This window comes from Dokdonia sp. PRO95 (genome assembly GCF_000355805.1).
Taxonomy (GTDB): Bacteria; Bacteroidota; Bacteroidia; order Flavobacteriales; family Flavobacteriaceae; genus Dokdonia.
The window spans coordinates 1,777,575-1,803,564 of sequence record NZ_CM001837.1; the positions used below are offsets into that span (position 1 = coordinate 1,777,575).

Annotated in this window: 24 protein-coding genes; 16 read left to right on the plus strand and 8 right to left on the minus strand. The window is 36.1% G+C overall.

The window, feature by feature from the left end:
* Window positions 1-200: 200 nt before the first annotated feature.
* The 14 genes from D017_RS07875 to D017_RS07940 all read left to right on the plus strand — a co-directional run bounded on the left by D017_RS07875 (window position 201) and on the right by D017_RS07940 (window position 16,391).
* Window positions 201-866, plus strand: coding sequence for a DUF6796 family protein (locus tag D017_RS07875; protein ID WP_035335769.1), 666 nt, complete (start codon window positions 201-203; stop codon window positions 864-866).
* Window positions 859-2,511 carry a CRTAC1 family protein gene (locus tag D017_RS07880; protein WP_152023876.1) on the plus strand — a complete coding sequence of 551 codons (1,653 nt, stop codon included), beginning with the start codon at window positions 859-861 and terminating at the stop codon, window positions 2,509-2,511. Before D017_RS07875 ends, D017_RS07880 begins: the two co-directional genes overlap by 8 nt.
* Before the next feature lie 12 nt (window positions 2,512-2,523).
* The gene (locus D017_RS07885; protein ID WP_035335770.1) at window positions 2,524-2,790 is read left to right on the plus strand and encodes a hypothetical protein; all 267 of its coding nucleotides are present in this window, start codon (window positions 2,524-2,526) and stop codon (window positions 2,788-2,790) included.
* Window positions 2,790-3,170 carry a hypothetical protein gene (locus tag D017_RS07890; protein WP_035335771.1) on the plus strand — a complete coding sequence of 127 codons (381 nt, stop codon included), beginning with the start codon at window positions 2,790-2,792 and terminating at the stop codon, window positions 3,168-3,170. The genes D017_RS07885 and D017_RS07890 overlap by 1 nt, the downstream gene beginning before the upstream one ends.
* Window position 3,171: 1 nt before the next feature.
* On the plus strand, window positions 3,172-6,687 hold the full coding sequence (locus D017_RS07895; RefSeq protein WP_035335772.1) for a hypothetical protein: 3,516 nt from the start codon (window positions 3,172-3,174) through the stop codon (window positions 6,685-6,687).
* Window positions 6,688-6,714: 27 nt separating this feature from the next.
* Window positions 6,715-8,322, plus strand: coding sequence for a glutamate synthase-related protein (locus tag D017_RS07900; RefSeq protein WP_035335774.1), 1,608 nt, complete (start codon window positions 6,715-6,717; stop codon window positions 8,320-8,322).
* A gap of 11 nt (window positions 8,323-8,333) precedes the next feature.
* The gene (locus D017_RS07905; RefSeq protein ID WP_035335775.1) at window positions 8,334-9,086 is read left to right on the plus strand and encodes a hypothetical protein; all 753 of its coding nucleotides are present in this window, start codon (window positions 8,334-8,336) and stop codon (window positions 9,084-9,086) included.
* Window positions 9,087-9,145: 59 nt separating this feature from the next.
* Window positions 9,146-9,517: a hypothetical protein gene (locus tag D017_RS07910; protein WP_035335776.1), complete on the plus strand. Its 372-nt coding sequence runs from the start codon at window positions 9,146-9,148 to the stop codon at window positions 9,515-9,517.
* Window positions 9,518-9,528: 11 nt separating this feature from the next.
* Window positions 9,529-11,478 carry a thiamine pyrophosphate-binding protein gene (locus D017_RS07915; protein ID WP_035335777.1) on the plus strand — a complete coding sequence of 650 codons (1,950 nt, stop codon included), beginning with the start codon at window positions 9,529-9,531 and terminating at the stop codon, window positions 11,476-11,478.
* A gap of 172 nt (window positions 11,479-11,650) precedes the next feature.
* A complete protein-coding gene (locus tag D017_RS07920) occupies window positions 11,651-12,304 on the plus strand; it encodes a potassium channel family protein (protein ID WP_035335779.1) in 654 nt (217 codons plus the stop codon).
* Between the two features lies 1 nt (window position 12,305).
* Window positions 12,306-13,553: a sodium:proton antiporter gene (locus D017_RS07925; protein ID WP_035335780.1), complete on the plus strand. Its 1,248-nt coding sequence runs from the start codon at window positions 12,306-12,308 to the stop codon at window positions 13,551-13,553.
* 138 nt (window positions 13,554-13,691) lie between these two features.
* Entirely contained in the window at window positions 13,692-14,318 is a 627-nt protein-coding gene (locus tag D017_RS07930) for a Pycsar system effector family protein (RefSeq protein WP_152023877.1), read from the plus strand.
* A 245-nt stretch (window positions 14,319-14,563) separates the two neighbouring features.
* On the plus strand, window positions 14,564-15,436 hold the full coding sequence (rimK, locus tag D017_RS07935; protein WP_035335782.1) for a 30S ribosomal protein S6--L-glutamate ligase: 873 nt from the start codon (window positions 14,564-14,566) through the stop codon (window positions 15,434-15,436).
* Window positions 15,429-16,391 carry a succinylglutamate desuccinylase/aspartoacylase family protein gene (locus D017_RS07940; RefSeq protein WP_035335783.1) on the plus strand — a complete coding sequence of 321 codons (963 nt, stop codon included), beginning with the start codon at window positions 15,429-15,431 and terminating at the stop codon, window positions 16,389-16,391. Before rimK ends, D017_RS07940 begins: the two co-directional genes overlap by 8 nt.
* A 75-nt stretch (window positions 16,392-16,466) precedes the next feature.
* Here D017_RS07940 and D017_RS07945 read toward each other — a convergent pair whose 3' ends face one another.
* The 4 genes from D017_RS07945 to D017_RS07960 form a co-directional block, all read right to left on the minus strand.
* Window positions 16,467-16,880 (minus strand): DUF6691 family protein, encoded by a 414-nt coding sequence (locus D017_RS07945; protein ID WP_035335784.1) that lies wholly within the window; start codon window positions 16,878-16,880, stop codon window positions 16,467-16,469.
* Window positions 16,881-16,883: 3 nt separating this feature from the next.
* Window positions 16,884-17,441, minus strand: coding sequence for a YeeE/YedE thiosulfate transporter family protein (locus D017_RS07950; RefSeq protein ID WP_035335785.1), 558 nt, complete (start codon window positions 17,439-17,441; stop codon window positions 16,884-16,886).
* Window positions 17,442-17,584: 143 nt separating this feature from the next.
* Window positions 17,585-18,622 carry a cytochrome d ubiquinol oxidase subunit II gene (gene cydB / locus D017_RS07955; protein WP_035335786.1) on the minus strand — a complete coding sequence of 346 codons (1,038 nt, stop codon included), beginning with the start codon at window positions 18,620-18,622 and terminating at the stop codon, window positions 17,585-17,587.
* A gap of 2 nt (window positions 18,623-18,624) precedes the next feature.
* Window positions 18,625-20,019, minus strand: coding sequence for a cytochrome ubiquinol oxidase subunit I (locus D017_RS07960; protein WP_035335788.1), 1,395 nt, complete (start codon window positions 20,017-20,019; stop codon window positions 18,625-18,627).
* Window positions 20,020-20,235: 216 nt separating this feature from the next.
* Between D017_RS07960 and D017_RS07965 the strand changes: the two genes are divergently transcribed.
* Together D017_RS07965 and D017_RS07970 are read left to right on the plus strand one after the other, a co-directional pair.
* The gene (locus D017_RS07965; protein WP_152023878.1) at window positions 20,236-20,601 is read left to right on the plus strand and encodes a hypothetical protein; all 366 of its coding nucleotides are present in this window, start codon (window positions 20,236-20,238) and stop codon (window positions 20,599-20,601) included.
* Between the two features lie 69 nt (window positions 20,602-20,670).
* On the plus strand, window positions 20,671-22,776 hold the full coding sequence (locus tag D017_RS07970; protein WP_225969283.1) for a TonB-dependent receptor: 2,106 nt from the start codon (window positions 20,671-20,673) through the stop codon (window positions 22,774-22,776).
* A gap of 68 nt (window positions 22,777-22,844) precedes the next feature.
* Here the strand turns inward: D017_RS07970 and D017_RS07975 are convergent, their stop codons facing one another.
* The 4 genes from D017_RS07975 to epsC form a co-directional block, all read right to left on the minus strand.
* On the minus strand, window positions 22,845-23,318 hold the full coding sequence (locus tag D017_RS07975) for a DNA starvation/stationary phase protection protein (RefSeq protein WP_035335792.1): 474 nt from the start codon (window positions 23,316-23,318) through the stop codon (window positions 22,845-22,847).
* Between the two features lie 57 nt (window positions 23,319-23,375).
* Complete coding sequence (locus D017_RS07980) at window positions 23,376-24,041, minus strand: peroxiredoxin (protein ID WP_035335793.1); 666 nt, start codon at window positions 24,039-24,041, stop codon at window positions 23,376-23,378.
* Between the two features lie 184 nt (window positions 24,042-24,225).
* The gene (gene cysM, locus D017_RS07985) at window positions 24,226-25,104 is read right to left on the minus strand and encodes a cysteine synthase CysM (protein WP_035335794.1); all 879 of its coding nucleotides are present in this window, start codon (window positions 25,102-25,104) and stop codon (window positions 24,226-24,228) included.
* A 7-nt stretch (window positions 25,105-25,111) separates the two neighbouring features.
* A complete protein-coding gene (gene epsC, locus D017_RS07990; protein ID WP_035338111.1) occupies window positions 25,112-25,897 on the minus strand; it encodes a serine O-acetyltransferase EpsC in 786 nt (261 codons plus the stop codon).
* Window positions 25,898-25,990 lie beyond the last annotated feature (93 nt).

Below are 25,990 nucleotides of genomic sequence, written 5' to 3' on the forward strand. Positions count from 1 at the left end.
CAGTGGTTCTGCAAACGTATAAGTTCTTACTTGAACAGGTAATGGTTGATTACCATTTAAAGGACAAAATATTCTCAAGTTCTATGATTTGTGAATGAAAGCTATTAGCTACTCTATATAATAATTAACAAATTTTTTCAATTTATGAAAGGAATTTTAACATATGTCGACATAAACCAAACTAACTGATTGAAAATTAGATGAAACTAACCAAATTTTTAGGCTATTTAGGCCTTTTCGCTTCGCTCCTTGTTGGGCTGGGTGAGTATCTTTTGCATTACTCTCCTGATATTTTAGAACATTCAAAAGACTATGAATTTTTCAAATACGTGTCTTTAGGTAATCTATCGATGGGACATTATATAGCAATTATAGGATTACCATTTTATTTTGCGGGTTATATACACATATATAGAATGCTTAAATCTGGTAGTGAGATGTTAGCTCGAGTGGTTCTAGTGATAGGTTTTATTGCATTTGCAGTAGGAGGTGTTTGGATAGGTTCTCGAGCATCAATAGGTAATGTAGTGCATCTAAAAAATAGTATAGACGCTACTACCTACACAACCCTCTTAGATCATTATACAGGCCACATGGAAGTGCTGGTCAAAATACTCCGTATAGTTATAGCAGTATTATCTATTGCCTTCATTGTGGCGATCCTTAAAGGTGGAACCTACTATAAAAAATGGATGGCTTTCTTTAGCCCTATAGCGATTCTCATATTATTAGTAATTATAGGTAAAATTATTCCATCTTTAGGAGCACACATGTTACCTATTTTAATGAATGTAACTCATTTCATGCTCTTCACGCTTTCTCTTATTCAATTAAAAAACCTTACTAACAACCATCAAAATGCTTAAAAAAATACTTAAAACACTTGGCGTCATTATTCTTCTTTTAATCATTTTGGTTTTAGGTTTTTTTTGGAGAGATTCAGTTTCAGATAAGTATGATATTACAATCTCAGAAGAAAAAATACCAACATTCACTCCAATCTCTATAGACTTTAATCATCAATATAATGGTGATAAATCATTGCCTATTGCTCCATCAGCATTAATTGATATTGACAATGATAATGTAGATGAGGTCTTCTTTGGAGGTGGGATGAATCAAGAGGATGCGATTTTTGCCTTCAGAAATAACGAATTTGTAAATATTTCTGAAGAGATCAATTTACCTACAAAGGGTAAGACCACCACTACTGTTGGTGTTGTCTCTGCAGATTTTGATAATAATGGGTTTGCAGATATTATTTTAGGTAGGGAGGATGGCCTCCGTATTTACTATAATACGAATGGCAAATTCACTGAAAAAATTATTGACACTCCTATGAATGCCAAATCTAACCCAGCTGGAATTACTGTCGGTGATATTGATAAAGATGGTGATTTAGATATTTTTCTTGCCACATACCTTAAAAAGGAATTGATGGAGGGGCAAACCATATTTGAGGATTATACCTACGGTGCTACTAGCGAGCTCTTACTTAATAATGGCGATGATACGTTTGTAAGTATTACCAAAGCTGCCGGTCTAGATTACATTCATAATACTTTTCAAGGAGTATTAGTAGATATTGATGATGATACGTGGTTAGACTTAGTTGTGGTCCATGATACAGGAGAGGCTAGAACTTATAGGAACAATGGAGATTTAACTTTTACGATGAAGCCTAATCCGCTCACTAAGAAGTTTGCTTATCCTATGGGATTAGCGGTAGGTGATTATAATAATGATGGATTAGTTGATTTCATGTTTTCAAATACTGGTAGTACTTTACCTAGAGTACTTGCAAAGGGAGACATAAAAGACGCTTCATTGTTTAATGAGAAGTGGATTTTATTTAGAAATGATGGAGATTTTAAATTTACAGATACAGCAGAGGAGGCTAAAATAGCAGACTATGAATTTTCATGGGGTTGTACCTTTGCAGATCTTAATAACGATGGTCTTCAGGATCTTATGGTTGCAGAGAACTATGTAGACCTAGCTCCTAATAAACTTTTTAAACTACCTAGTAGAGTCCTTATTCAAAAAGAAGATGGAACATTTGCTCCTACTGAGAAAGAAAGTAAACTTGTAAATCCTCACTATGCGATTACATCATTAGTAAGTGATTTTAATCAAGATGGCTATTTGGATATGATTTGGGTAAATATCGATTCTCCTGCGCTTGCTTATTTAAATGAGGGTGGCACAAATAATTACCTACAGGTAGATCTAGGCGAGACAATTAATGCGCAAGGTGCTAAAATAACTGTAACGACGCCTACAAAGAAATTAACAGATTGGTTAGTTACTGGAGAAGGCTTAGCTAGTGATCAAACATCATTAATTCAATTTGGACTAGGTGCAGAAACTACCGTTTTAAATATTAATGTACGCTTATCAAATGATAAGGAGGTTAATGTTGCAAATCCAAAAATTAATAGCATTGTTGACTTAAAGTCTTTAATTAGAGATAGTCAGGATACCGAAGAAGTTTTAGATACTCAAGAATAATACAATATCAAGATGAATTTTATAAAAGAATTATTTGGAGATAAGGTTAAAGCTGTATCTGATCTATCGATAGGGTACTGTCCAAATTGTTGGGGTGATCAGGAGTATGATAATCTTATAAGAGAAAAGTATAATGACGTCCAAATAAATGTAAACAACCACACTGCTAGTTATGCGTTTGTACAGGATTTCATTGTAACTCATATGAATGGAATCAAACTTAAGAGTACTGTAAAAGGTACTGAGTGTCCTACTTGTAAAATTGTAAACAAGAAATAATGAGTACAAAAATCACATACTATTTAATTGTTGTACTCTTAATTATAGGGCTGTATGGAGCGGGAACTCTCGTGATTGATGAACTCGCCACTGGTGATAGTTGTCCAAAAATACTGTACATACCGATGTGCATTGTAGTACTAGTATGTTTTTTAGTACCACTTGTAGCACATCTTCTTAAAAAATGGAATGTATTGTATTTTCTATTTGCAGGATTAGCTTTTGGCATAGCCTTCATCGCATCTATAATGCAATACCTAGGAGAAGCTGAGTGCCCAAAAACAGAATCAGGGACACCTATGTGTTACTATTCCTTAGTGCTATTTAGTAGCATAATTGGTTTAAGAATTTTTTATTTAAAATCTAAGAATGACCACTAATATGAAAACTTTCCATCTAAAAAAATCACCTCTATTATGTGCGTTACTATTAGTAAGCTATTTTGCTACTGCACAACAATTAGAGACTTCCATATTTGTAACTGCAAATACAGGAAATACAGACGATCAAGCTGTTTTAACTAAAATAAATAATGAAGCCAAAACATTGAGTGATTCACAATTACTCATACTTGGTAATGCAGTATCTGACAATGGTTTTACAAAAGGAGCTAGTGCAGAAATAGCATCGCAACTAGAAATATTAGAATTATTTAATGGTAAAGTGATTTTTACTCCAGGTCAGAACGAATGGGCCGCTAATGGGCACAGAGATGTGAGAAAGATAGAAGCGTTTATTCAAGAAAATAGTAAGTCAAAATTCTATCCAGATAAAGGTTGCCCCATTAAAAAGGTAAATATTACTGACAACGTCGTTCTAATAACTGTAGACTCACAATGGTATCTAGAAGACTGGAATGAGCATATCTATCTAAACGAAGATTGTGATATTAAAAACAGGACAGAGTTTTTTCTAGCTTTTGAGAGTATGCTTAAAAAGTCGCAAGGAAAAACAATAATGGTAGCAATGCATCATCCTGTTTTTTCAAATACTAATGAAGGATTAATAGCTAGAACAGGTGGGACTTCTCTACACGATTTTCAAAACAAGCAAAACAGAAAATTTAGGAATCGTCTAGTCACTCTTGCAAGGCAGACAAAGGATATTTTCTTTGTTTCTGGACACGATAAAAATTTACAATACATTAATAAATATGGAGTTCCTCAAATAATAAGTGGAGCCGCAGGTAAAACAAGAAAGGCATCTGTAAAAGGTGATAAAGATTTCGCTTCAAGCGAAAATGGCTATGCACGAATTGATGTTTTTAAAAACGGTACTGTAAAAGTTTCTTTTCAAGGTATCTCAACGCCATTCTCAGCTACAATCATGGAGGCAGAGAAGGAAGAAATCGTTAATTATAAAGAAAGAAGTAGCTTTAATAATACGTTTAGCTCATCTGTATATACGTTAGAAGAAACCGAAAAAAGCAAACTGTACAAAGGGCTTTGGGGAGACCATTATAGAGAATACTATAGTAAATCAGTAAATGCTAAAGTAGCTTTTATAGATACCTTAAAAGGAGGGCTCACTCCTGTAAGGCGAGGAGGTGGCCACCAGTCTAAATCGCTGCGACTAGAGACTAAAGACGGAAAAGAATATGTAATGCGAGCTCTAAAGAAAAGCGCGATTAAGTTTTTACAATCTACTGCGTTTCAAGACAAATATGTAGAAGAAGAACTAGAAGGAAGTTTTGCAGACAAATTTCTCTTAGATTTTTATACAACTGCTCATCCTTACACTCCTACAACTATAGGAACTCTCGCAGATGCTGTAAATATTTTCCATACTAACCCAGAGTTGTACTATATACCTAAACAACGAGATTTAGGTGAGTATAATGACGAGTATGGTGATGAATTGTATCTTATTGAAGAACGCGTAGAATCTGGACATAAAGACTTAGAAAGTTTTGGAAAGCCAAAAGATATTTTAAGCACAAGCGACGTACTCTTAGAAATAAATAAAACGGGAAAGTCTATAGTAGATGAACCATCATACATTAGAGCAAGACTTTTTGATATGCTCATAGGCGACTGGGACAGGCACGAAGATCAATGGCGTTGGGCACTTTTTGAAAATGAAGACGGTTCGGAAATATGTAAACCTATTCCAAGAGACAGAGACCAAGCGTTTTCAGTTTTTGATGGAAGTATATTGGGATTTTTGCGTTGTGCAGTTCCGAGCTTACGTATGATGCAGTCGTTTGATGAGGAATTACCAAGCCCTAAGTGGTTTAGTTTTGAGCCATACCCATTAGATATGACTTTTATTAATCAATCTAATTGGGAAGATTGGGAAAGAGAAGCAATAACCTTACAAACTGGATTAACAGATGAGGTAATAGAAAATGCATTCCAAAATCTACCAGCAGAAGTTGAAGGTCAAACAATTGAAGAAATTAAGAAAAGTCTTAGAGGAAGAAGAGGTAATATTATAGATATCGCTCGCAGATACTATGATTATGTAAACAAACACGAAGTTATTACTGGAACACAGAAAGATGATGTCTTTGATATCACAAGGCTTCCAAACGGGCAAACTAAAATTACCGCTCAAAGAAAAGACCTAGAAATCTTTGAAAGAATATTTAATAAAGATGAAACTAAAGAAATTTGGATTTATGGTTTAGATGGTAATGATACCTTCAACGTAACAGGAGAAGGAAACAATCACATCACTATAAAGGTTTTAGGAGGAAAGAAAAATGACATTTATAATTTTGAGAATACAAAAAAAGTGAAACTCTATGATTATAAAGGGAAGAATAATACCATCGTTAATAACAAGTCAAAAAAATGGCTAGTAGATGATTATGAGATAAATAACTACGATTATAAAAAACGTAAATATAGTATTAATCAATTTTTGCCCATCATAGGCGCAAACCCTGACGATGGATTACGTATAGGTTTTGTGAATAACTTTACAACATATGGGATTCAGCGCAATCCATTTACTACAAAGCATTCGGTGAGTGCTTCATATTATACTGGTAATTCCGGTTATGATGTTTCTTATAAAGGAGAGTTTGCAAATATATTTCATAACTGGAATTTTGGAGTAGAGGGGAAATATACGAGTCCAAATTTTGCACAAAACTTTTTTGGTTTTGGGAATGAAACGCTTTATGATAAAGATGAAGTGGAGATTGATTTTAATAGGGTAAGTATAAAAGAATGGAATGTAGCTATTTCCTTGATTTGGAATGGTAGAGATGGAGGTTCGTTTTACTTCAAACCTTTAATAGAATCTTTTGAAGTAGAAAATGTAGAAGATAGATTCATAAACTTTCTACCTGCGACGGCTTCAGTTTTTGAAAAACAAACCTATGCAGGTGCAGAAGTTAATTACAGTTTTAAAAACAAGGATGATATCGCTTACCCTACATTAGGATTAGATGCGAGTATCACGGCAGGTTATAAAGCTAATATTGATGGAGAAGACATCGACAATAATTTTGGATATGTACGTCCTCACATAGCAATAGATCATAGATTAAACAAAAGTGCCAGTCTTGTACTAGCAACAAAGATAGGTGGAGAAGCTATTCTTGGTGATAATTTTGAGTTTTACCACGGGGCTTCTTTAGGCGGTAATCACAGTCTGCGAGGGTTTAGAAAAGAACGTTTTATTGGTAAGTACTCAGTATATCAAAATACAGACTTGAGATTGCTGTTAGGTAAATTTAAAACCAGTTTTATACCACTTAAGTATGGTGTAACTGGAGGTTTTGACTACGGGAGAGTATGGGTAGAAAACGATAATTCAGATAAATGGCATAATAGCGTTGGTGGCTCCTTTTGGGTAAGTGGCTTAGAAACATTTACTACTAATCTAGGGTATTACTCAAGTACAGATGGTGGAAGGATTGTGTTTTCCTTAGGCTTTGTCTTTTAATATTAAACTTCAAAAATTATATCAAATATGAAACAACCTGTAGCAATAATTCAAGTAGATAGCTTAAAGAATAAAGAACCAGAGCACGCACTCGTTAATGGATTAGATTTAGTGATTGTGAAGTTTGATGAAGAAATTTCTGTTCTGTATGGAAGGTGTCATCATAGAGGAGCTTTAATGTCTGACGGTCACGTAGATGGCGATAATTTAATTTGTGGAGTTCACGGATGGGATTATCGCGTAGACTCGGGTGTTTCAGAATATAATAATAGTGAGGTGCTACATAAATTTTCTACTAAAATAGAAGATGGGAAGCTTCTGGTAGATGCTTTTGAGATAGATGCATATCTCAAAAAGAATCCACAACCTTTTAATAGAGATGAATATCTAGGAGCCTATGCAGATACCCATCCAGAAGACACAGAACCTTATACGGGTTATATAAAAGAACTTGCAAAAAATGGACTAAAGAATGTAGGTCATCACGGGTTTTCTGCATCGATGGGTGTAGATAGAAACACACTTCCTAAATGGGATCATATTCAGTTTTTACCTGCGCAACTAGCCTCAAGACCCTTATTAGATGAAGATGCGGTTGCTACTAAAGTCGTTATAGGAGCAAAGGCAAAGAAGCCGTTAATCCTTGATATACCATTATTTGTAAGTGATATGAGCTTTGGTGCACTATCTCGTGAAGCAAAAGTAGCTTTATCTAAAGGTGCTCAACTAGCAGGAACAGGTATTTGTTCTGGAGAAGGAGGGATGTTACCAGAAGAGCAAGCTAATAATTCAAAATATTTTTATGAGCTCGCTTCCGCGAAATTTGGATTCTCTTGGGATAAACTAGATAACGTTCAAGCTTTTCACTTTAAAGCTGGGCAAGGTGCCAAAACTGGTACGGGAGGACACCTGCCAGGTAGCAAAGTAAGTAAAGAAATTGCTGAGGTGAGAGGGTTAAAAGAAGGAGAGACAGCAATATCACCAGCGACATTTCCAGATTTTCACGGTGTTGAAGATTTTAAAGCTTTCGCGAAAGCGGTAAGAGAACGCACAGGAGGTATCCCTATAGGATTTAAAATTGCAGCTAGTCATATAGAAAAGGATATCCAGTTTGCTCTAGATGTAGGGGTAGACTATATCATTCTAGACGGTAGAGGAGGAGGTACAGGCTCTGCACCTAAAGTATTAAGAGATCATATTAATGTCCCTACCATACCAGCACTTGCTAGAGCACGTACTTATCTAGATAAAGTAGGAGCAAAAGATGTAACCCTTATAATTACAGGAGGTTTACGCGTAGCAGAAGATTTTGCCAAAGCATTAATGCTAGGAGCAGATGCAATAGCAGTTTCAAACTCTGCATTACAAGCTATTGGGTGTTTAGGAATGCGTGCCTGCGGAAGCAATAATTGTCCAGTAGGGATCGCTACACAAAAGGAATCTTTGCGTAGTCGTTTAATTATTGACTCATCGGCAAAGCAGTTACAGAACTACTTTGAAGCTACAAACAATTTAATTAAGGTCGTAGCGAGAGCTTGTGGGTATGACAATATTGAAAAGTTTAATCAAGATGACCTTTCTACATATGATAGAGATATACATTTCTTGACTGGAATTAATTATGCTGGAATTTAATAAGATACATTATGGACACTATAGAAAAACAATTACACATCGCTTCTCAATATCTAGCCGCAGCAGGAATAAGTTTTTTGCCTAAAAAAGAAGACGATAGTCATACAAACCTAGGATTTAACCCAGAGGAAGCTATCCTTGAGACGCACTCGCTGTCTGATGCTAATGATAAGCTCATTTTGAATTATAAAAACTTTAGTTTAGAATGGAGATCTGATGCAGTTTCAAAAGTAATAGACTTAGATGGAGCTACTCATAAAGGACTTGTAGAATGGATTTCTAGTAACTCTCGTGAATTTATCAACAAAGAATATTCGTATAAATTCCATTATGAATTGCCTTACTCTATTGATGATGATTTTACTTTTAAGTTGTCTGATGTTGAGGATTTGAGTGAGATGATGCATCTACGTATTCTAGCTCAATTTATTCTAGAAAGAATAGATATTCACTATAATCTTAATACATCTATAAGAATCTGGCCACACCATTTTGACACTGGCATTTATAGCCTAATTCCAGATTTACATATAACAGTGGGCTTAGGACTAGCTATTCCAGATAGCCTTTGCGAAAATCACTATTTATACATCACAGGTTACAAAGGAGGTCAAGCTATAGATCCATCTGGATTAGAATCATTAACCATAGGTGATTGGAAATCTAACGGTTTTAAAGGAGCCATACTCGATGCTAGGGGAATTGTGGAGGCAGATGGTGTAAAGTTTTTTAAAGAAGTGATTAGTCAATTACAAGCCGTATAAAATGTATGGCCGTCTACAACGCTTTGTATATTTAAGTAATCCAAACGTTATTTAACTCTATGGAAAATTGGTATCTACCTATAACGATAGTTCCAGGTTTGGGATTACTTATTCTTTCTACATCTACCTTAATGGTAGCTTTGAGTAATGAGATTAACCAAATGATTGAGCAGTCCAAGCAAGAGAAGATGATTACAAAAAAGCTTGTGCAGTTAAAATTGTTAAATACAGCTATGGTTTTTCTTTATACAGCAGTAGGGTTTCTATTGATCTCAAGTGTGATAAATGGGCTATTTGATTTAGAAAAAACTTCATTATATACTAGTGTTCTTGCTATTGTTTTAGCATTAATAGGGATTCTGTCTTTAATAACTTATTCCTATAGAGCAGTAAAAATACGCCAACAACAATTTAAAAATAAGTTGAATTAAATACACAAGTTATGGACTCAAAGGGGAAAAAGTGGTACAAGGTATTAGACAATAGAAAAATGCTCCCTGAGGGACGAGTCCAGACTGTAACTGCTGGTCATCAAGGTATCTGTTTAACGCATTACAAAGGAAAATTTTCAGCATTAGATAATGCTTGTCCACATCAAGGTGGACCTCTAGGTGAGGGGTCTATTGAGAATGGTATGCTGCGTTGTCCATGGCATGGCTGGGACTATGATCCTTGTACGGGAAATTCTCCTGGAGGCTTTGACGATGGAATAAAGAATTTTGAAGTGAAGGAGGAGGGTGAGGCTATTTATGTTGCAATCCCAGAAGAGGAGCCACACAAAGAGACCATATCTGACGTGATGATTGAGACCATGGTAAATTGGGGTGTAGATACCGTTTTTGGAATGGTAGGGCATAGTAATCTTGCTGTGGCAGATGCAATGAGAAGGCAGGAGGAAAAAGGGAAGTTGCAATATTTTGGAATCAGACATGAAGGTGCAGCAGCCTTTGCAGCCTCAGGATATGCAAAATTAACAGGTAAGCCTGCTGCTTGTTTTGGTATTGCAGGTCCAGGTGCGACAAATATGTATACTGGAATGTGGGATGCAAAGGTGGATAGAGTACCCTTGCTAGCGCTTTCAGGGCAAATTAATACTCAGGTAGTTGGGACTGGTGCTTTTCAAGAAGTAGATCTTGTAAAAGCTTTTGAAAGTGTGACTCAATTTAATCACGCAGTGCATTTAAATTCTAATCATAGTGAGTTGATGTCTCTTGCTTTAAAGACGTCTCTTGTAAAGAGAGATGTCGTGCATTTAACCTTTCCAGATGAGGTAGCGTTTACAGAGAAACCAGAAGGGTCAAAGGCACAAACTCCAGAAGATAGAATTACTCCTTTTAATATAAGCCCTCCGAAGGAGATGGTTGAAAAGGCTCTACAGCTACTTAAAAAAGCAAAAAGACCAGCAATTATAGTGGGGCATGGTGCACGTTTTGAAATGGAAGCTATTACCGCTTTCGCGAAAGCGTTAAACTGTCCAATCATCACCACTTTTAAAGCAAAAGGATTAATAGCAGATAAGCACCCTTTAGGTTGTGGAGTTTTAGGCAGAAGTGGTACTCCTATAGCATCGTGGTTTATGAATGAAAGTGACTTGTTATTTGTGCTAGGTGCTTCTTTTTCTAATCATACGGGTATCACTCCAAAGAAGCCAATAATTCAAGTTGATTACGACCCTATGGCTCTTAGTAAACATCATAAAGTAGATGTTGCTTTATGGGGAGAAATCTCAGAAACAATGAAAATCATTACGGCTCAGACTAATAATATGACTGTGGCGGTAGATCAACGTGGAGAAATAAAAGAGCGCTGGAGACTATGGCGTGAAGAAAAAGAAAGCCGCCTTCAAGACTGTGGCGATGGACTTAGTTCTATCTCTGTATTTGATGCCATGAATAAAGTTACGCCAGAAAATGCAGTAATAGCTGTAGATGTAGGTAATAATACGTATTCATTTGGAAGGTATTTTGAGCCTACAAATCAGTCTGTATTAATGTCTGGTTATTTAGGTTCTATAGGTTTTGCTTTGCCAGCAGCCATGGGTGCTTGGGCAGCAGAAGGTGATAAGAGACCTATATGGTCTGTGTCTGGTGATGCTGGTTTAGGTCAATACCTAGCCGAAATAAATACTTTAGTAAAGTATAATATGAATATTAAACACATTGTACTCAATAATTCAGAACTAGGGAAAATATCAAAGGAGCAACGTGCGGCAGAGGTTGATGTATGGCAAACCTCATTAACAAATCCGAGTTTTGCAAAATATGCAGAAAACTGTGGTGCTCTCGGGATTCGCGTTGAGAAACTTGAGGATTTATTGCCAGCTATGAAGAAGCTTAATGATCATGATGGCCCTGCGCTATTAGAAGTAATCACAGACGTAAATTTAATATAGACACTACACATCAGAACAGGTTTATGAAGTAAGGAGTTTGATAACTTAGGGTATTGTTTTAGAAAGCTTATTGATCTGTAAAGTGGACTAGAAGTAGATCATTAATATAGCAAAAGAGTCTAAGTTGAAGTTGATTGCTAGTAGAAGGGTTAATTTATAAATTATAAATAAAATGAGTAGGCTTAATTCCATAATAGCAAATTATAAATACCTGATTGCTATATTAAGTGTGTTCAACTTTCTTTTAACACCTTTTCATATTCTAATTACGGGTATAAGCCCGGCTTATGTTACTGTCATAAATTATACCTTATTAATCATAGGGAGCTCCTTACTGGCAACTAACAAGCTCGCCAAATCTATCACCTATATCATTGGCTTTTTTACATTGCTCGCTATATGGTTAGAACTGTCTAATGACGGTTCGATAGTGATATTAATTTATAGATTAGTGTCCTCCTTTTTATTATTTGCTTGTTTTTGTGTCATTTTAGTGAGACAATTATTGCTCATAAAAGAGATAAACCTACAGTTTATTTTAGGGCCTTTATTGGGATTCCTTTATCTAGGTATAATAGGAGGGGTTCTTTTTGAATCTATTGATTTAATAAATAGCGATTCATTTAGGTTAATTGAGGGATACTCTGGTTATAGCTTTTACTATTTTAGTTTTATAAGCATTACTACAGTTGGTTATGGTGATATCACACCACTTACAGCACCTGCTCAGTCTATAACATTAGTGATGAATATAATAGGCCAATTTTATCTAGCTATTGTAATCGGAGTGTTTGTAGGGAAGTATATTAATACAAAATCAAAGTAATATGTTTGAATCTTTTAGTATTGTATTTACAATTGCGGCTCTTTTTAGTTATATAAATTACAAGTGGTTAAAATTACCGACAACGATTGGGTTAATGATTTTAAGCTTGCTTTTAATAATTCCATTAACATTAAGTGAAACTATATTCCCAGAATTTTACAAATTCTTTTGTGATATTATCGTTAAGGCAGATTTTAAAACGCTTCTACTCGACGGGATTTTAAGTTTTTTATTATTTGCAGGAGCATTACATGTTAATCTTGCAGCACTTAAAGAACAGAGGAAATCAATTTTATTATTTGCCACCTTAGGTGTCCTCATATCCACTTTCTTAGTAGGAGGCCTTGTCTTTTTTGGTGCGCAATTAATTGATGTAGAGCTACCCTTTTTATACGCACTTTTATTTGGAGCGTTGATATCACCTACTGATCCTATTGCTGTAATGGCGATTCTCAAAAAGGCAAATATTGCAGAGTCTTTAGGTATAAAAATAGAAGGCGAATCTTTATTTAACGATGGGATAGGCGTTGTCGTTTTTTCTGGAATATTATTGATTGCCACAGCTACAGAGCATCATAGTGCTGCCCAGATAGGCACAGAGATTGGACTCTTATTTCTAGAAGAAGCTGTAGGAGGCATTCTTTATGGACTTCTCATCGGATTTTTAGGATTGAAGTGTATCAACTCATTAAAAGAAAACCCACAACTAGCCGTAATAATCACCCTAGCTGTAGTCATGGGAGGAACATCTGGCGCATTTTTATTGAATGTCTCGGCGCCATTAGCTATGGTAGTAGCAGGGTTACTTATAGGAAATAAAATACATATAAATGAAGATAAAAACCCGATACAAAAAGCAATCAATTCTTTCTGGGAAATACTAGATGAGGTCTTTAATGGTATTTTATTTGTCCTTATGGGGCTCGCTATTCACTTATTAGAATTTAATAGTAGTTACTTCATATTAGGAATAATGGCTATTTTAATTGTTCTTTTTGCCCGGTTTTGCTCTGTGTTTTTACCGTACTCATTACTTAAACATGATGAGAAGAAGCCTATTAAAACTATTGCAATTTTGACTTGGGGTGGATTGAGAGGCGGTATATCTATTGCACTAGCACTAAGTTTAAGTGATGAGTTATCAAAAGACTTAATACTGCATATTACATATATAGTAGTGCTATTTTCTATAATCGTTCAAGGACTTTCAATAGGTGTTTTTGCAAAAGCGATATATAAAAATGACTAGCAATATAAACTCTTAGTATTCATATTAAGAGTCATTGTTATATTTGACATCAAGTAACTGTAATTGACAGGTACGCAGCTGTTTTGATTAGTAATTAAGAGTGCGTCTCAGGCGATGAGTAATTTTTTAAAGGTAATTATGAGCGATAAAAAAGAGAAAAAAGAAGAAGATAAATATTTAATGGCAGAGCTTAATATAGATAAGGAAGCCTTAAAGCAGTTAAAAAAGAAGCTTGCAAAGCTAGAGCCACGCTCAGAACGTGGGGTAGAAACTTTGTTTAGACTGCTTTCTAAAAATCAATATACATTAAATACAATGATTGATACAAAATCAAATATTTTGATTTCTATCAATGCACTTATTTTGTCTTTAGTATTAGGAACTGTCATGAGCCAGCTTAGCACAGACCCGCACCTAATATATCCTGTAGTTCTCATTCTCATTACAAACTTGTCTTCTATCGCTTATGCCATATTTGCAACCCGTCCAGAATTGATTCATGGAGATAGGAATGCCCGTAACTTAATGTTTTACGGTAATTTTCAAGATATGGAGGAGAATGAGTATGTTGAGAATATTACCTCATTGATGAATGAGGGTGATGAGCTTTATAAAACAATAGCAAAGGATACGTATCATTTAGGTAAAACGATGGATAGAAAATTTAAACTATTAAGAAAATCTTTTAATATTTTTCTAGTAGGTATTATTCTTTCTGTAGTGGCTTTCTTGGCTTGTCATATGCTGTTTGGAGGGATGATATAAAGATTAGGCATAGATCCCCGCCGCTATGATTAAGAAGTAACGACTCTTATAAAAAAGCTTCACAGCAATGTGGAGCTTTTTTTGTGCGTGGTATTTTGTTTTAGATACAAGATAAATGTCTCGCTCTTTAGCTATTGTAAAGTTGATTTTTGCTTTACAAGAATGCACATAAATATTTGTTGTAAATAATATTAAATAACCACTTATTAGATTATCTTCTCCACAAAAGAAACTAAATCCACATTATGAGAATTGTAGTGCTATCACAGAATCCAAATTTATATTCCACAAGGCGTCTTATCGAAGCAGGGGAGAAAAAAGGTCACGAGATGATCATTATTGACCACACTAAGTGTAACCTCGTTATCGAAAAGAAAAACCCTACGATTGTTTATAAGGGCGAGGAAATAAAAGATATTGATGGCGTTATCCCGAGAATAGGGGCTTCTGTAACATTTTTTGGTACAGCAGTGGTGAGACAGTTTGAGATGATGAAGGTTTTCTCTGCAACAGAATCCCAAGCATTAGTAAGATCACGTGATAAATTAAGAAGTTTACAGATATTATCAAGAGCTGGTTTAGGACTTCCTAAAACAGTTTTTACAAACTACTCTAAGGATGTTGGTCAAGTTGTAGATGGAGTAGGAGGAGCGCCACTTGTAATTAAATTACTTGAGGGGACGCAAGGTCTAGGCGTAGTACTAGCAGATAATAAGAACTCTGCAGAGTCTATACTAGAAGCTTTTAATGGTTTACAAGCAAGAGTAATTGCACAAGAATTTATTAAAGAAGCTGGAGGTGCAGACATACGTGTATTCATTGTAGATGGAGTAGTAGTGGGTGCTATGAAAAGACAAGGTAAAGAAGGAGAGTTTAGATCTAACCTACACAGAGGCGGAAGTGCAAACGTGATCGAACTCACAGACGAAGAGGAAAATGCAGCGCTTAAAGCAGCAAAAGCAATGGGATTAGGAATTGCAGGAGTAGATCTCTTACAATCTTCTCGTGGACCGTTAATACTAGAAGTAAATTCGTCTCCAGGTCTTGAAGGAATTGAGACCGCAACAGGAAAAAATATTGCAAACTACATTATAAAGTACGTAGAGAGAAATGCCTAATGATATTGAAATACTAGGGAACGCTGTTTCTTTAGGAAAAGGGTTACAAGTAAACCTTGACATTGCAAAGCTTCACACTAGAACAAAGATTGAGGTGCCCATCATTATTGAGCGAGCACCAAAGCCTGGTCCATGTATTCTTATTACTGGTGGTATTCACGGTGATGAGGTTAATGGAGTAGAGATTGTTAGGCAGATTGTTTCAAAAAAATATAATAAGCCTACTTACGGGACGATCATATGTATTCCTGTAGTAAATGTTTTTGGTTTTCTTAATCAGACGCGAGAGTTTCCAGATGGAAGAGATCTCAATAGAGTGTTTCCAGGAAGTATAAGAGGATCACTTGCTAGTAGATATGCTTATAATTTAATGACAGAGATCATTCCGCATGTGGATTACTGTATCGATTTTCACACAGGCGGTAGAGAGCGTTTTAATGCTCCGCAGGTGAGAATTAATGAGGATGATGAGACCCTAGAACTTGCAAAAGCTTTTGGCGCGCCATTTATACTTAAATCAAAAAACAGGGAGAAATCTTTTAGAGATTCATGTGTAAAAAAAGGTAAGAAAGTCTTGCTTTTTGAAGGAGGAAAATCCCTTGCAATAGATAGCGATATTACAGATGCTGGCGTTACTGGAGCATTAAAAGTAATGCAACACCTAGGTGTGCGTGACTTTACAGAAGAACTTTCTGATGACTACAGCTGGAGGGTAGAGGCAAAGTCTATAATTATCGAGAAGTCATTCTGGATAAGAGCTCGTCATTCTGGAATGTATAGACCTCATGTAAAAGCAGGAACCTATGTAGAAAAAGGGGATGTAATTGCCAGCGTTTCTGGTCCTTTTGGTGATTTTGAAAAAAATATAAAAGCACCTAATTCAGGATATATTATCTGTATCAATCATGCCCCGATAGTAAATCAAGGAGATGCTATTGTACACATTACAAAATAAGAGATCTTTTTAAGTAATTACGCTTTCGCGAAAGCGTAACAACAACACTCAAAATACATAAAGGATAAACAGCCTCTAATGAGGTAGTTTATCCTTTAATAGTCCATATACGAATGTACCCAACAGCGAGGCTCCGATAACTACAAGAATAGGAACGTAACCTGCTCCTATTAAGGTGAACATAGGTCCTGGACAAGCTCCTGCTAGTGCCCAGCCTAAACCAAATAAAATGCCACCTATCATGTAACGACTAAAGCTTTTTGCCTTAGGGTGAAAATGAATCGTCTCACCATAAAATGATTTAATGTTGAGACGTTTAATAAGTTGTACTACTATAATGCCTATCACTAGCGCAGATCCTATAATTCCATACATGTGAAATGACTCAAACTTGAACATTTCATAAATACGAAACCACGAAGCAGCTTCAGATTTAAACATGGTTATTCCAAAGAGAATACCGATTAATAAATATATAAGTGTTCTCATGTTTTAAAATATAAAGGGGAATAGTACGTGAATCATAAACAGGCCGCCTATAAAAAATCCTATAACGGCGATAAGTGATGGTAGTTGTAAATTACTCAAACCAGAAATGGCGTGACCAGAAGTACATCCACCCGCATATCTAGCACCGAAGCCCACTAGAAATCCACCTATAATTAATAAGGCTAAGTTTTTAAAGCTAAGTAATGCGCTTGTATCAAACATCTCTGTAGGTAAATAGGCTTTTCCCGCACTATTAAAGCCTAGGTTGTTGAGGTCTGTTATTGTATCTGGATTAATAGCTACTGCAACGTCTGTAGATAGCCATTGAGATCCTATATAACCGCCTATAATCGCACCTAGAACCACAGTGAGATTCCATCGTTGATGTTTCCAGTCAAATTTGAAGAAATCTGCTTTGTTTCCTGCGCCGCAGATGGTGCACATTGTTCTTAAGTTAGAAGACATTCCAAAATTCTTACCTACCATAATAAGTAAAAACATGATGAAAGCAATGATGGGTCCTGATACATACCAAGGCCACGGGGAGAAAATCCAATTCATGTTATTATTTTATGCAAATATCCACTTTTAAAGCAAGCTTATTTGTAACCTAGGTTACTCAAATAGATGATCGTAATAAAGAAAGCACACTAGAAGGTCTAGTGTGCTTTTAATGTGAGGATTATGCTTTTTTAAACACGCTGTTAATAACTGTGGTCATCTAGTTTTACTTTACCTGCAAAGGTTTTATACACAAAGAAAGTATAACCAAGAACCAGCGGAGTCCCTATAGCAACCATGGTCAAGCTTATGCCTAAGGACTTATCTGAAGATGCGGCATTGTAAATAGTAATACTATTTGCCGGATCAATTGTTGAGTATAGCAGCGTAGGGTATAACTCTATAGCCACAAGCACCATCATTAAAGAAATGGTAAGTGCAGAGAAGAAAAAGGCTATCTTAAAACGCTTTTTGTGAGCCAGTCTTGGGATGTTTGCAATACTTAAAAACGTAAGTATTGGTATGATAAATAAAGCTGGACTTGCTTTAAAATCATCAGAAAGATGAGGTATGTAAATAAGCGTGTATAAAGATGTGATTAGAAAGAACACTATAAAAAGAATAATGGCCTTTTTAAGAAGTCCTTCTAGTTTATCAAAAAGCTTTCCTTCTGTTTTGAGTAGTAAATAGATAGCTCCGTGGGTCATAAACAAGAATAGTGTAGTAAATCCTGTAATGATTGCATACGGATTTAAAAAGCCAAGAAATGGGCTTCCATCATACTCTAGGTCTGGACCTATAGGTATTCCTTGCAGTACGTTGCCCATTACGACACCTAGTAAAAACGCTAGCATGATGCTACTCACACTGTAGCATATATCCCACATTTTGCGCCACCATAACCATTCTTCTTTACTTCTAAATTCTATAGCAATTGCTCTAAAAATGATAAACATTAAAAAGAGCATAAAAGGGATATACAAACCAGAAAAGAAAGTAGCATACATCACGGGAAATCCTGCAAAGAGCGCCCCACCACCTATGACCAGCCATACTTCGTTCCCATCCCACACAGGTCCTACCGCATTAAGAGCGATACGCCTGCTAAGTTCTTTTCTAAAAAACAAATGCCACGCACCTGCTCCAAAATCAAAACCATCTAGTATGGCATATCCAGAAAAAACACCTCCTACCACGAGGAACCAAAGTGTAGGGTAATCTATACCTAATAAAGTTTCCATAGTTATGAGTTTAAAGTGTTTGCTACCTGTTCTGTAATTTCCTTAGTAAAGGTTCTTTCTTCCATATCATCGTCGTCTTCTTTATAAGGGCCGTGTTTGATCTTTTTAGTTAACAAGTAAAGAAATAAGAAAAGTAATAAAGCGTAAACCACAAAGAATAGTACCAGTGAGAACACAATTTGATTTGCAGTAACGGCTTGTGAGAAAGCTTCAGAAGTCCTCAAATGCCCATATACTACCCAAGGTTGTCGTCCCATCTCTGCAGCAAACCATCCTACTTGATTACCTAGTTGAGCTAGTATTACAGATGGCACAAATATTTTAAGCAACCATTTTGTTTGAAACAGCGTACCTCGCCACCATAAAAAACAAGCATACAGCGTAAGCCCAATGAAGAACATACCGATTGCAATCATAATATGATAAAACTGGAAGACCGCATTTACTTGTCCAGGTCTGTCTTCTTCTGGAAAAGCATTAAGACCAGTTACTGGGGCGTCAAAATCTTGATGCAGTAAGAAAGATAATCCTCCTGGTAATTTAATCCCTGTGACTTCTTGTGTCTCATTATCAACCCAACCAAAAAGATATAAATCTGCTGGGCCACTTGCCTCATAATGCCCTTCTAAAGCAGCGAGTTTTGCTGGCTGATTAACAGCAACTCCCTCTGCCGAACTGTGACCAGTGACTAATTGCATTAACGAAAAGATAGTGGCAACTCCTAGCGCAATTTTAAAAGCCATTTTAGAAATCACAACATAACGACCTTTAATAAGGTAATATGCATGTACACTAAGCACTAAGAATGCTCCAGCGAGAAATGCGGCAAACCACGTATGAGTAAGTCTATCTACACTTGATGGATTAAAAACCATTGCCCAGAAATCTGTAATTTCTGCACGGGCATTCATTCCTTCTCCTACAATATGATAACCAGCAGGCGTTTGCTGCCAGCTATTTGCTACCACAATCCAAACGGCAGAAAACATAGAGCCTAAAAATACGCCTATAGTTGCAACGAGGTGTACCCAAGGTTTTACACGGTTCCATCCAAAGAGTAAGATACCTAGAAATCCGCTTTCTAGAGCAAAGGCAAAAATACCTTCAGCGGCTAGTGCACTCCCGAATATGTCACCGACATAGCGAGAATATGTTGCCCAGTTTGTCCCAAACTCAAACTCCATTACGATTCCCGTAACCACTCCTATCCCAAAAGTAAGTGCAAATATCTTAGTCCAAAACTTGGCAAGTATGTGATATTGTTCATTTTTTGTGCGTATCCACAAGCTTTCCATAATCACCATAATAAGACCTAGGCCTATGCTCAATGGTGGGTAGATGTAGTGAAAGGAGATGGTAAAAGCAAACTGGATTCTAGCAAGAATTTCGGTATCCATAGTTCTTAAGATTTTGTAAACAAAAATAAAAATTAAACATTTTTAGATAGGTAACAATGGTTACATAAGTGAAGTTTTAATTTTTATTTGTTGTGTAACCTAGGTAGCTTATAGAAAGTAGATTTCTCAATATTTTTGATTAGTTAACTTTTTTTAATTACGCTTTCGCGAAAGCGTACCTGTCACCTATAAGTTTATTTAGTGAAGCTGTTTGCCATGTCCATACTATCATTGTTACTCTTGAGCAATAGCTTAAGAGTATCTGCTGTTTATGGATGGTACACGCTGGATATAGAAAGTTTTGTAGCACAATTATGTGAGAACACAGACAAGCCAGAACTAAAGTGTGACGGTAAATGTTTTCTAACTAAAGTAGCAGCCAATACATCATCTCAAGATGAACAAAAGACTCCAATTTTAGAGTGGGATCAATTGGTTTTTTGTCAGCTTGAGGTGAGCTTCCAAGAAGTACCTTTAGTGCCAGCCACAAAAGGCAATAATCATCACTACACGACTTTGTATAGTGATATGTTTTCTTACTCAATTTTCCATCCTCCAAAGGTGTGTTCTTTTTTTATTTAGAAAAGGAGAGGGAATAGATGTATGCTATTTCCTCCATATCACTGTGATGTAATTTGGAAAAAAGAAACAATGAATATAAAAAGAATTGCGCTTCTGTGCGCACTTATACCTGTATCAATGATAGCTCAAGAAACAGGAAAAAAACAAGACACAATAACTTCAAAAACTATTCAATTAAATACAGTACTTGTCACTGGACAGGGAAATACGGACCCAGTACTAACTACAGTTAAAACAGATCTTCTTAAGAAAGTAGTGCAACCCAAAAATGTAGCCGACTTATTTAATGATTTTAATGGCTTTTCATTAATTAAACGCGGTAACTATGCCATAGACCCGTCTTTTAGAGCTAGTCAATATGAACAGCTTAATATTCAATTTGACGGTGGTACAAAGGCAGTGCATGCTTGTCCTAACAGAATGGATCCTATTACCACTCATGTTGTGCCTGAAGAGATAGAGCGTATTGAGGTCATAAAAGGGCCTTATACCGTGAGGTATGGAGCAACTTTTGGCGGAGTGATTAATCTAGTGACTCAGAAACCTCAATCTATGGACAACGGCTTGCATGGTCGTGTAAATACTGGATATGAATCTAATGGTAATTCTCTCGTATCTTCTTTATCGCTAAATCAAGTAACTGATAAATATGATATCACTGCAAATGCTGGTTATCGTGATTTTGGTAATTATGAAGATGGGGATGGTGTTGAGATTCCTTCGTCCTTTAGAAGTTTAGACTATGGTTTGAGGTTAGGGTATAACATAAACGATAACCAAAGAATTCAAGCGCACTGGAGACAATCATTTGGCAGAGATGTATTACACGCTGGATTACCAATGGATACAGAAGAGGATAATAGTTCAATTTTATCCATAGACTATAAGAAGACTAAGGAGAATGGTTTTATAAAAGAGCTTAATGCAAAAATATATTACTCTTATGTAGACCATATCATGTCTAACGAAAACAGACCTTCGTTCATGACTACAGAGGCGCTGTCTGCTATAGATGCTACTACGGTAGGAGGCAAGCTAGAGTTAAAAATGAAACCAACAGATAATTGGATTCTCTATGGAGGTCTTGATGCCATGCTTATTGCAAGAGATGGTGGTAGGACGAGAGTTGTAAAACGCAATATGATGGGTATGGAGCTTGCAGAACCTTTGGTCTTTCAAGATAAAGTATGGCAAGACTCTTATGTAAATGACCTTGGGTTATTTGTAGAAAATAAATATGCATTCTCAGATAAGACAATGCTTACTGCAGGAGTGAGATATGATCTTGTAATCTCAGACATTCAAGATCCAGAAGCAGATTTTCTAGCGTTATATAATAACTTAGAGCAGCGAGAGGAACATAATATCTCAGCAACGGTGTCTGTTAAGCATAAAGTGTCAGATAATGCGACTTTAGAGGCAGCTTATGGGCGTGGCGTGCGATCTGCAAATATGATAGAGCGTTATATAAATCACTTCTCTGTAGGACAAGATCCTTTTGAATATGTGGGAAATCCTTTTCTAGAAGCTGAGGTAAATAACCAGTTTGAAATAGGAATAAAAGGTAAAAAAGCTTTTACTACGGGAATTGATGCCATTAGATATGGCCTGTCGGGTTATTACTCATTTTATGAGAACTATATTGTACCTGTAGTAGACCCTGCACTAGACCGTAAATTTATGCCTACGGCACAACCACAAGAAGTAAAGCGTTTTGTAAATCTTGATAAAGCCTACAAAACAGGTTTTGAAGCCGATGTAGCAATCGATTTTGCTCGTTATTTCAATGTCAATACTAGTCTCTCTTATGTTTATACTAAAAATAAAGATCTAGATGAGTCGCTGCCACTAACGCCTCCTTTGGTTACAAGACTAGGAGTAAGTTTTGAAAAAGATAGATACTGGGCTAGTGTAGATTATACAGTGACATCAAAACAGGATGATATAGCGTCAAGCTTTAGAGAGCAAGAAACAGCAGCTTATGAAACCTTAGATATACGTTTTGGTATGGAAGTTATTAAAGACTTTAATGTAGGTCTAGCAGTCTTAAATGCATTTGATGAGACTTATAATAATCACCTCAACTTTTCTTTTGTAAATCAGGCAGATTTTACAAGAGTACCTATAAACGACCCAGGTAGAAATTTCTCTGTATTTGTACAGTATGGATTTTAGATGGTAACTATAGAAAAAGCCCTTTTGATTTTATCAAAAGGGCTTTTTTATTATGTAAATGTTAAGTGCTAGTTGCGGTATGCAGAGAGCATCCACACTAGCTTTTCTTGTTGTGTGATGTAATCACTCATTAAAGCAACAGTACCCTCATCACCACCATCTCCAGCAGTTGTAAGTATTGTTCTTTCCTTTTGTAATAAAACTTTTAAAGATTCAAGGATGTTATCTATTGCCTCTTCACCATCAGTTACATTTTTGGCAGCTTCAATGTCTGAGCTATCTAAGTAATCCTTAAATGAATGAGTAGGGGTAGCACTTAAAGTAAGTACACGCTCTGCGATTTCATCTACTTTGATGAGTGCATCATTATATAACTCTTCAAACTTCACATGTAGTTCAAAAAATTTCTTTCCAGTAATATTCCAGTGAAAACCTCTTAGGTTCATATAAAAGATCTGGTAGTTAGAAAGTAAGTCGTTAAGTTGTGTTGCTGTGGTTTGAGATGTTGAAATGTCTAAACCGATGTTGTTTGTATTGCTCATAATAGAGATATTGTATGGTTGTTTTTTATTTTATTATAAAGTGTAAATAGTCATGTTTTAGATACTCTTCTTTGCGAGATACCAAGTAACTTTTTCTACAGAATCATCTGAAAGTCTCTCGTTTAGTGCATCTAGTGTTTTAGGTGGAGAGCAAATCACTTGATCACCTCTTTTCCAGTCTAGCGGCATAGATACCTTATGCTTATCTGACATTTGCAGTGCATCTAGCGCTCTTAGAATCTCATCCATATTACGACCTACATTAAGCGGGTAATACATAATAAGACGAATTTTTTTGGCAGGATCGATAAAGAAAACAGCTCTTACTGCTGCAGTCTCACTCTCGTTAGGCTGTAACATCCCGTATAGCTTTGATACCTTCATATCAATATCTGCTATGATAGGAAAATCAAAGTAAACACCTGTGTTTTCTCTTACATTTTGAACCCATCCTAAGTGAGCGTGTATACTGTCTATACTAAGACCTAGCAGTTCTGTATTTAAGGCGTCAAATTCTGGTTTTCTAATCGCGAAACCACTCATTTCTGTGGTACACACAGGAGTGAAATCTGCAGGGTGAGAGAACATCACTGTCCACTTATCTTTTGCAAACTCAGACATTTTGATAGTTCCCTTTGTCGTAACTGCCTCAAAATCTGGCGCTGTGTCACCTATTCTTGGCATTGAGATTACTTGTTCTGGCAATAGGTTTTCTTCATCCATAATAGTGTGTGCTTATCGTTAAGTTTTATTGTATAAAGATACGCTATAGATGTAGGTGGCTTAGTAACCTATGTTACATACTTAGTTTTTTTAAAATAACTTTAACAAATGAGGGTGATTATGCTTTCGCGAAAGCGTAACTACCCTCATTGCTATTTATACTATATTATGAATTAAGCAATCACTATTCAAATAAATCTGACGAAAGATATCTATCTCCCCGATCACAAATGATGCTTACTATAACTCCGCTTTCTAGTTCGCTAGCTAGTTTTAGAGCAGCCGTAGTTGCGCCACCACTACTCATACCTGCTAGTATTCCTTCTTCTTGTGCTAGCCTTCTAGCCATGGCAATAGACTCATCACGACTTACTTCAATCGTTCTATCTACTTTTGAAGCATTAAAGATTTTTGGTAAATATTCTTGTGGCCATTTACGTATGCCTGGTATTCTAGATCCATCTGTAGGTTGTACTCCTACAATCTGGATATCGCTGTTTTGTTCTTTTAAAAATGTTGAGGTTCCCATGATGGTACCTGTAGTTCCCATAGAAGACACAAAGTGCGTTACCTCACCTTGAGTATCTCTCCATATTTCTGGACCTGTGGTTTTGTAGTGAGCCTGCCAGTTATGATCATTTGAAAACTGGTTAAAAGAGAAGTATCCTTCATTTTCAACCTTATTAATAGCATAATCTCTAGCGCCTTCTATCCCGTCAGGGTGAAGTGTAACTTTTGCTCCGTAAGCTCTCATGGTTTGCACGCGTTCTTTAGTTGCCTTTTCAGGCATTACAAGTTCTATTTCTAGACCATAAATAGCAGCAATCATGGCAAGTGCTATACCTGTATTACCACTTGTAGCCTCAATAAGCTTGGTGCTTTTATCTATAGCGCCGCTATCTAGCGCGCTTTTAATCATATTATAAGCAGCTCTGTCTTTTACACTACCTCCAGGATTATCACCTTCTAGTTTAAAATATAAACTCACATTTGGGTTTGTATTTAATGCTATAGACTTGACTATGGGAGTATTTCCTATTTGATCTAAGAGTGTCTTATTCATTGCTTATTTATTTTTTATTGCGAATTTCTACTTTAGGATTGTGGAGGACTATAGAGTTTTGAGGTACTGTCTTTGTCACCCAAGTATTACCTCCTATGATACTATCTTTTCCTATAACTGTAATCCCACCTAGTATTGTTGCATTTGCATAAATCGTAACATTATCCTCAATGGTAGGGTGTCTTTTTATGCTCTTTAATTCCTTGTTTACCGTAAGTGCACCTAGGGTAACTCCTTGATATAGTTTTACATTATTATGTATTTCGGCAGTCTCTCCTATGACCACTCCGGTTCCGTGGTCAATAAAAAAGGATTCTCCTATTTGCGCTCCTGGATGAATATCTATACCCGTAAGCTGGTGTGCATATTCTGTCATTAGTCGTGGTATGAGTGGTAAACCTAACTCATAAAATTCTCTTGCCATTCTATAAATCGCAATAGCAAAAAAACCAGGATAGGCTAGGTACACTTCTTCTAGAGATTGTGCAGCGGGATCATTGCGATAAATAGCCTCTGCATCCTTTTTTAAACTACAAAAGAGCGTAGGTATTACGAGAGTAAAGTCATCCCATTTTTTACACGGACTACCTTTAATCTCTGGACAAGCAAGATCTCTTATGGTAATAAATAAGGCTTCAAGAGTCTCAAGAGTCTTTTCTGTATCTGTTCCATTATCAAACAGTGTGTTAAATAACAACTGTGTAAATCGTTGCGATTCTTGCTTCAACAAAATGGAAACTTTGATTTCCTTTTTCTGTTTATTGATAGATGTAATTAAATCGGTATAATTCATTTTTATATCTCTGTAGGTAATTATAAACATTAGTTAATGAAAATGAGACAAAACTTATATTTTGTCTCATTTTTAACGCGTTTATGTAGGTCT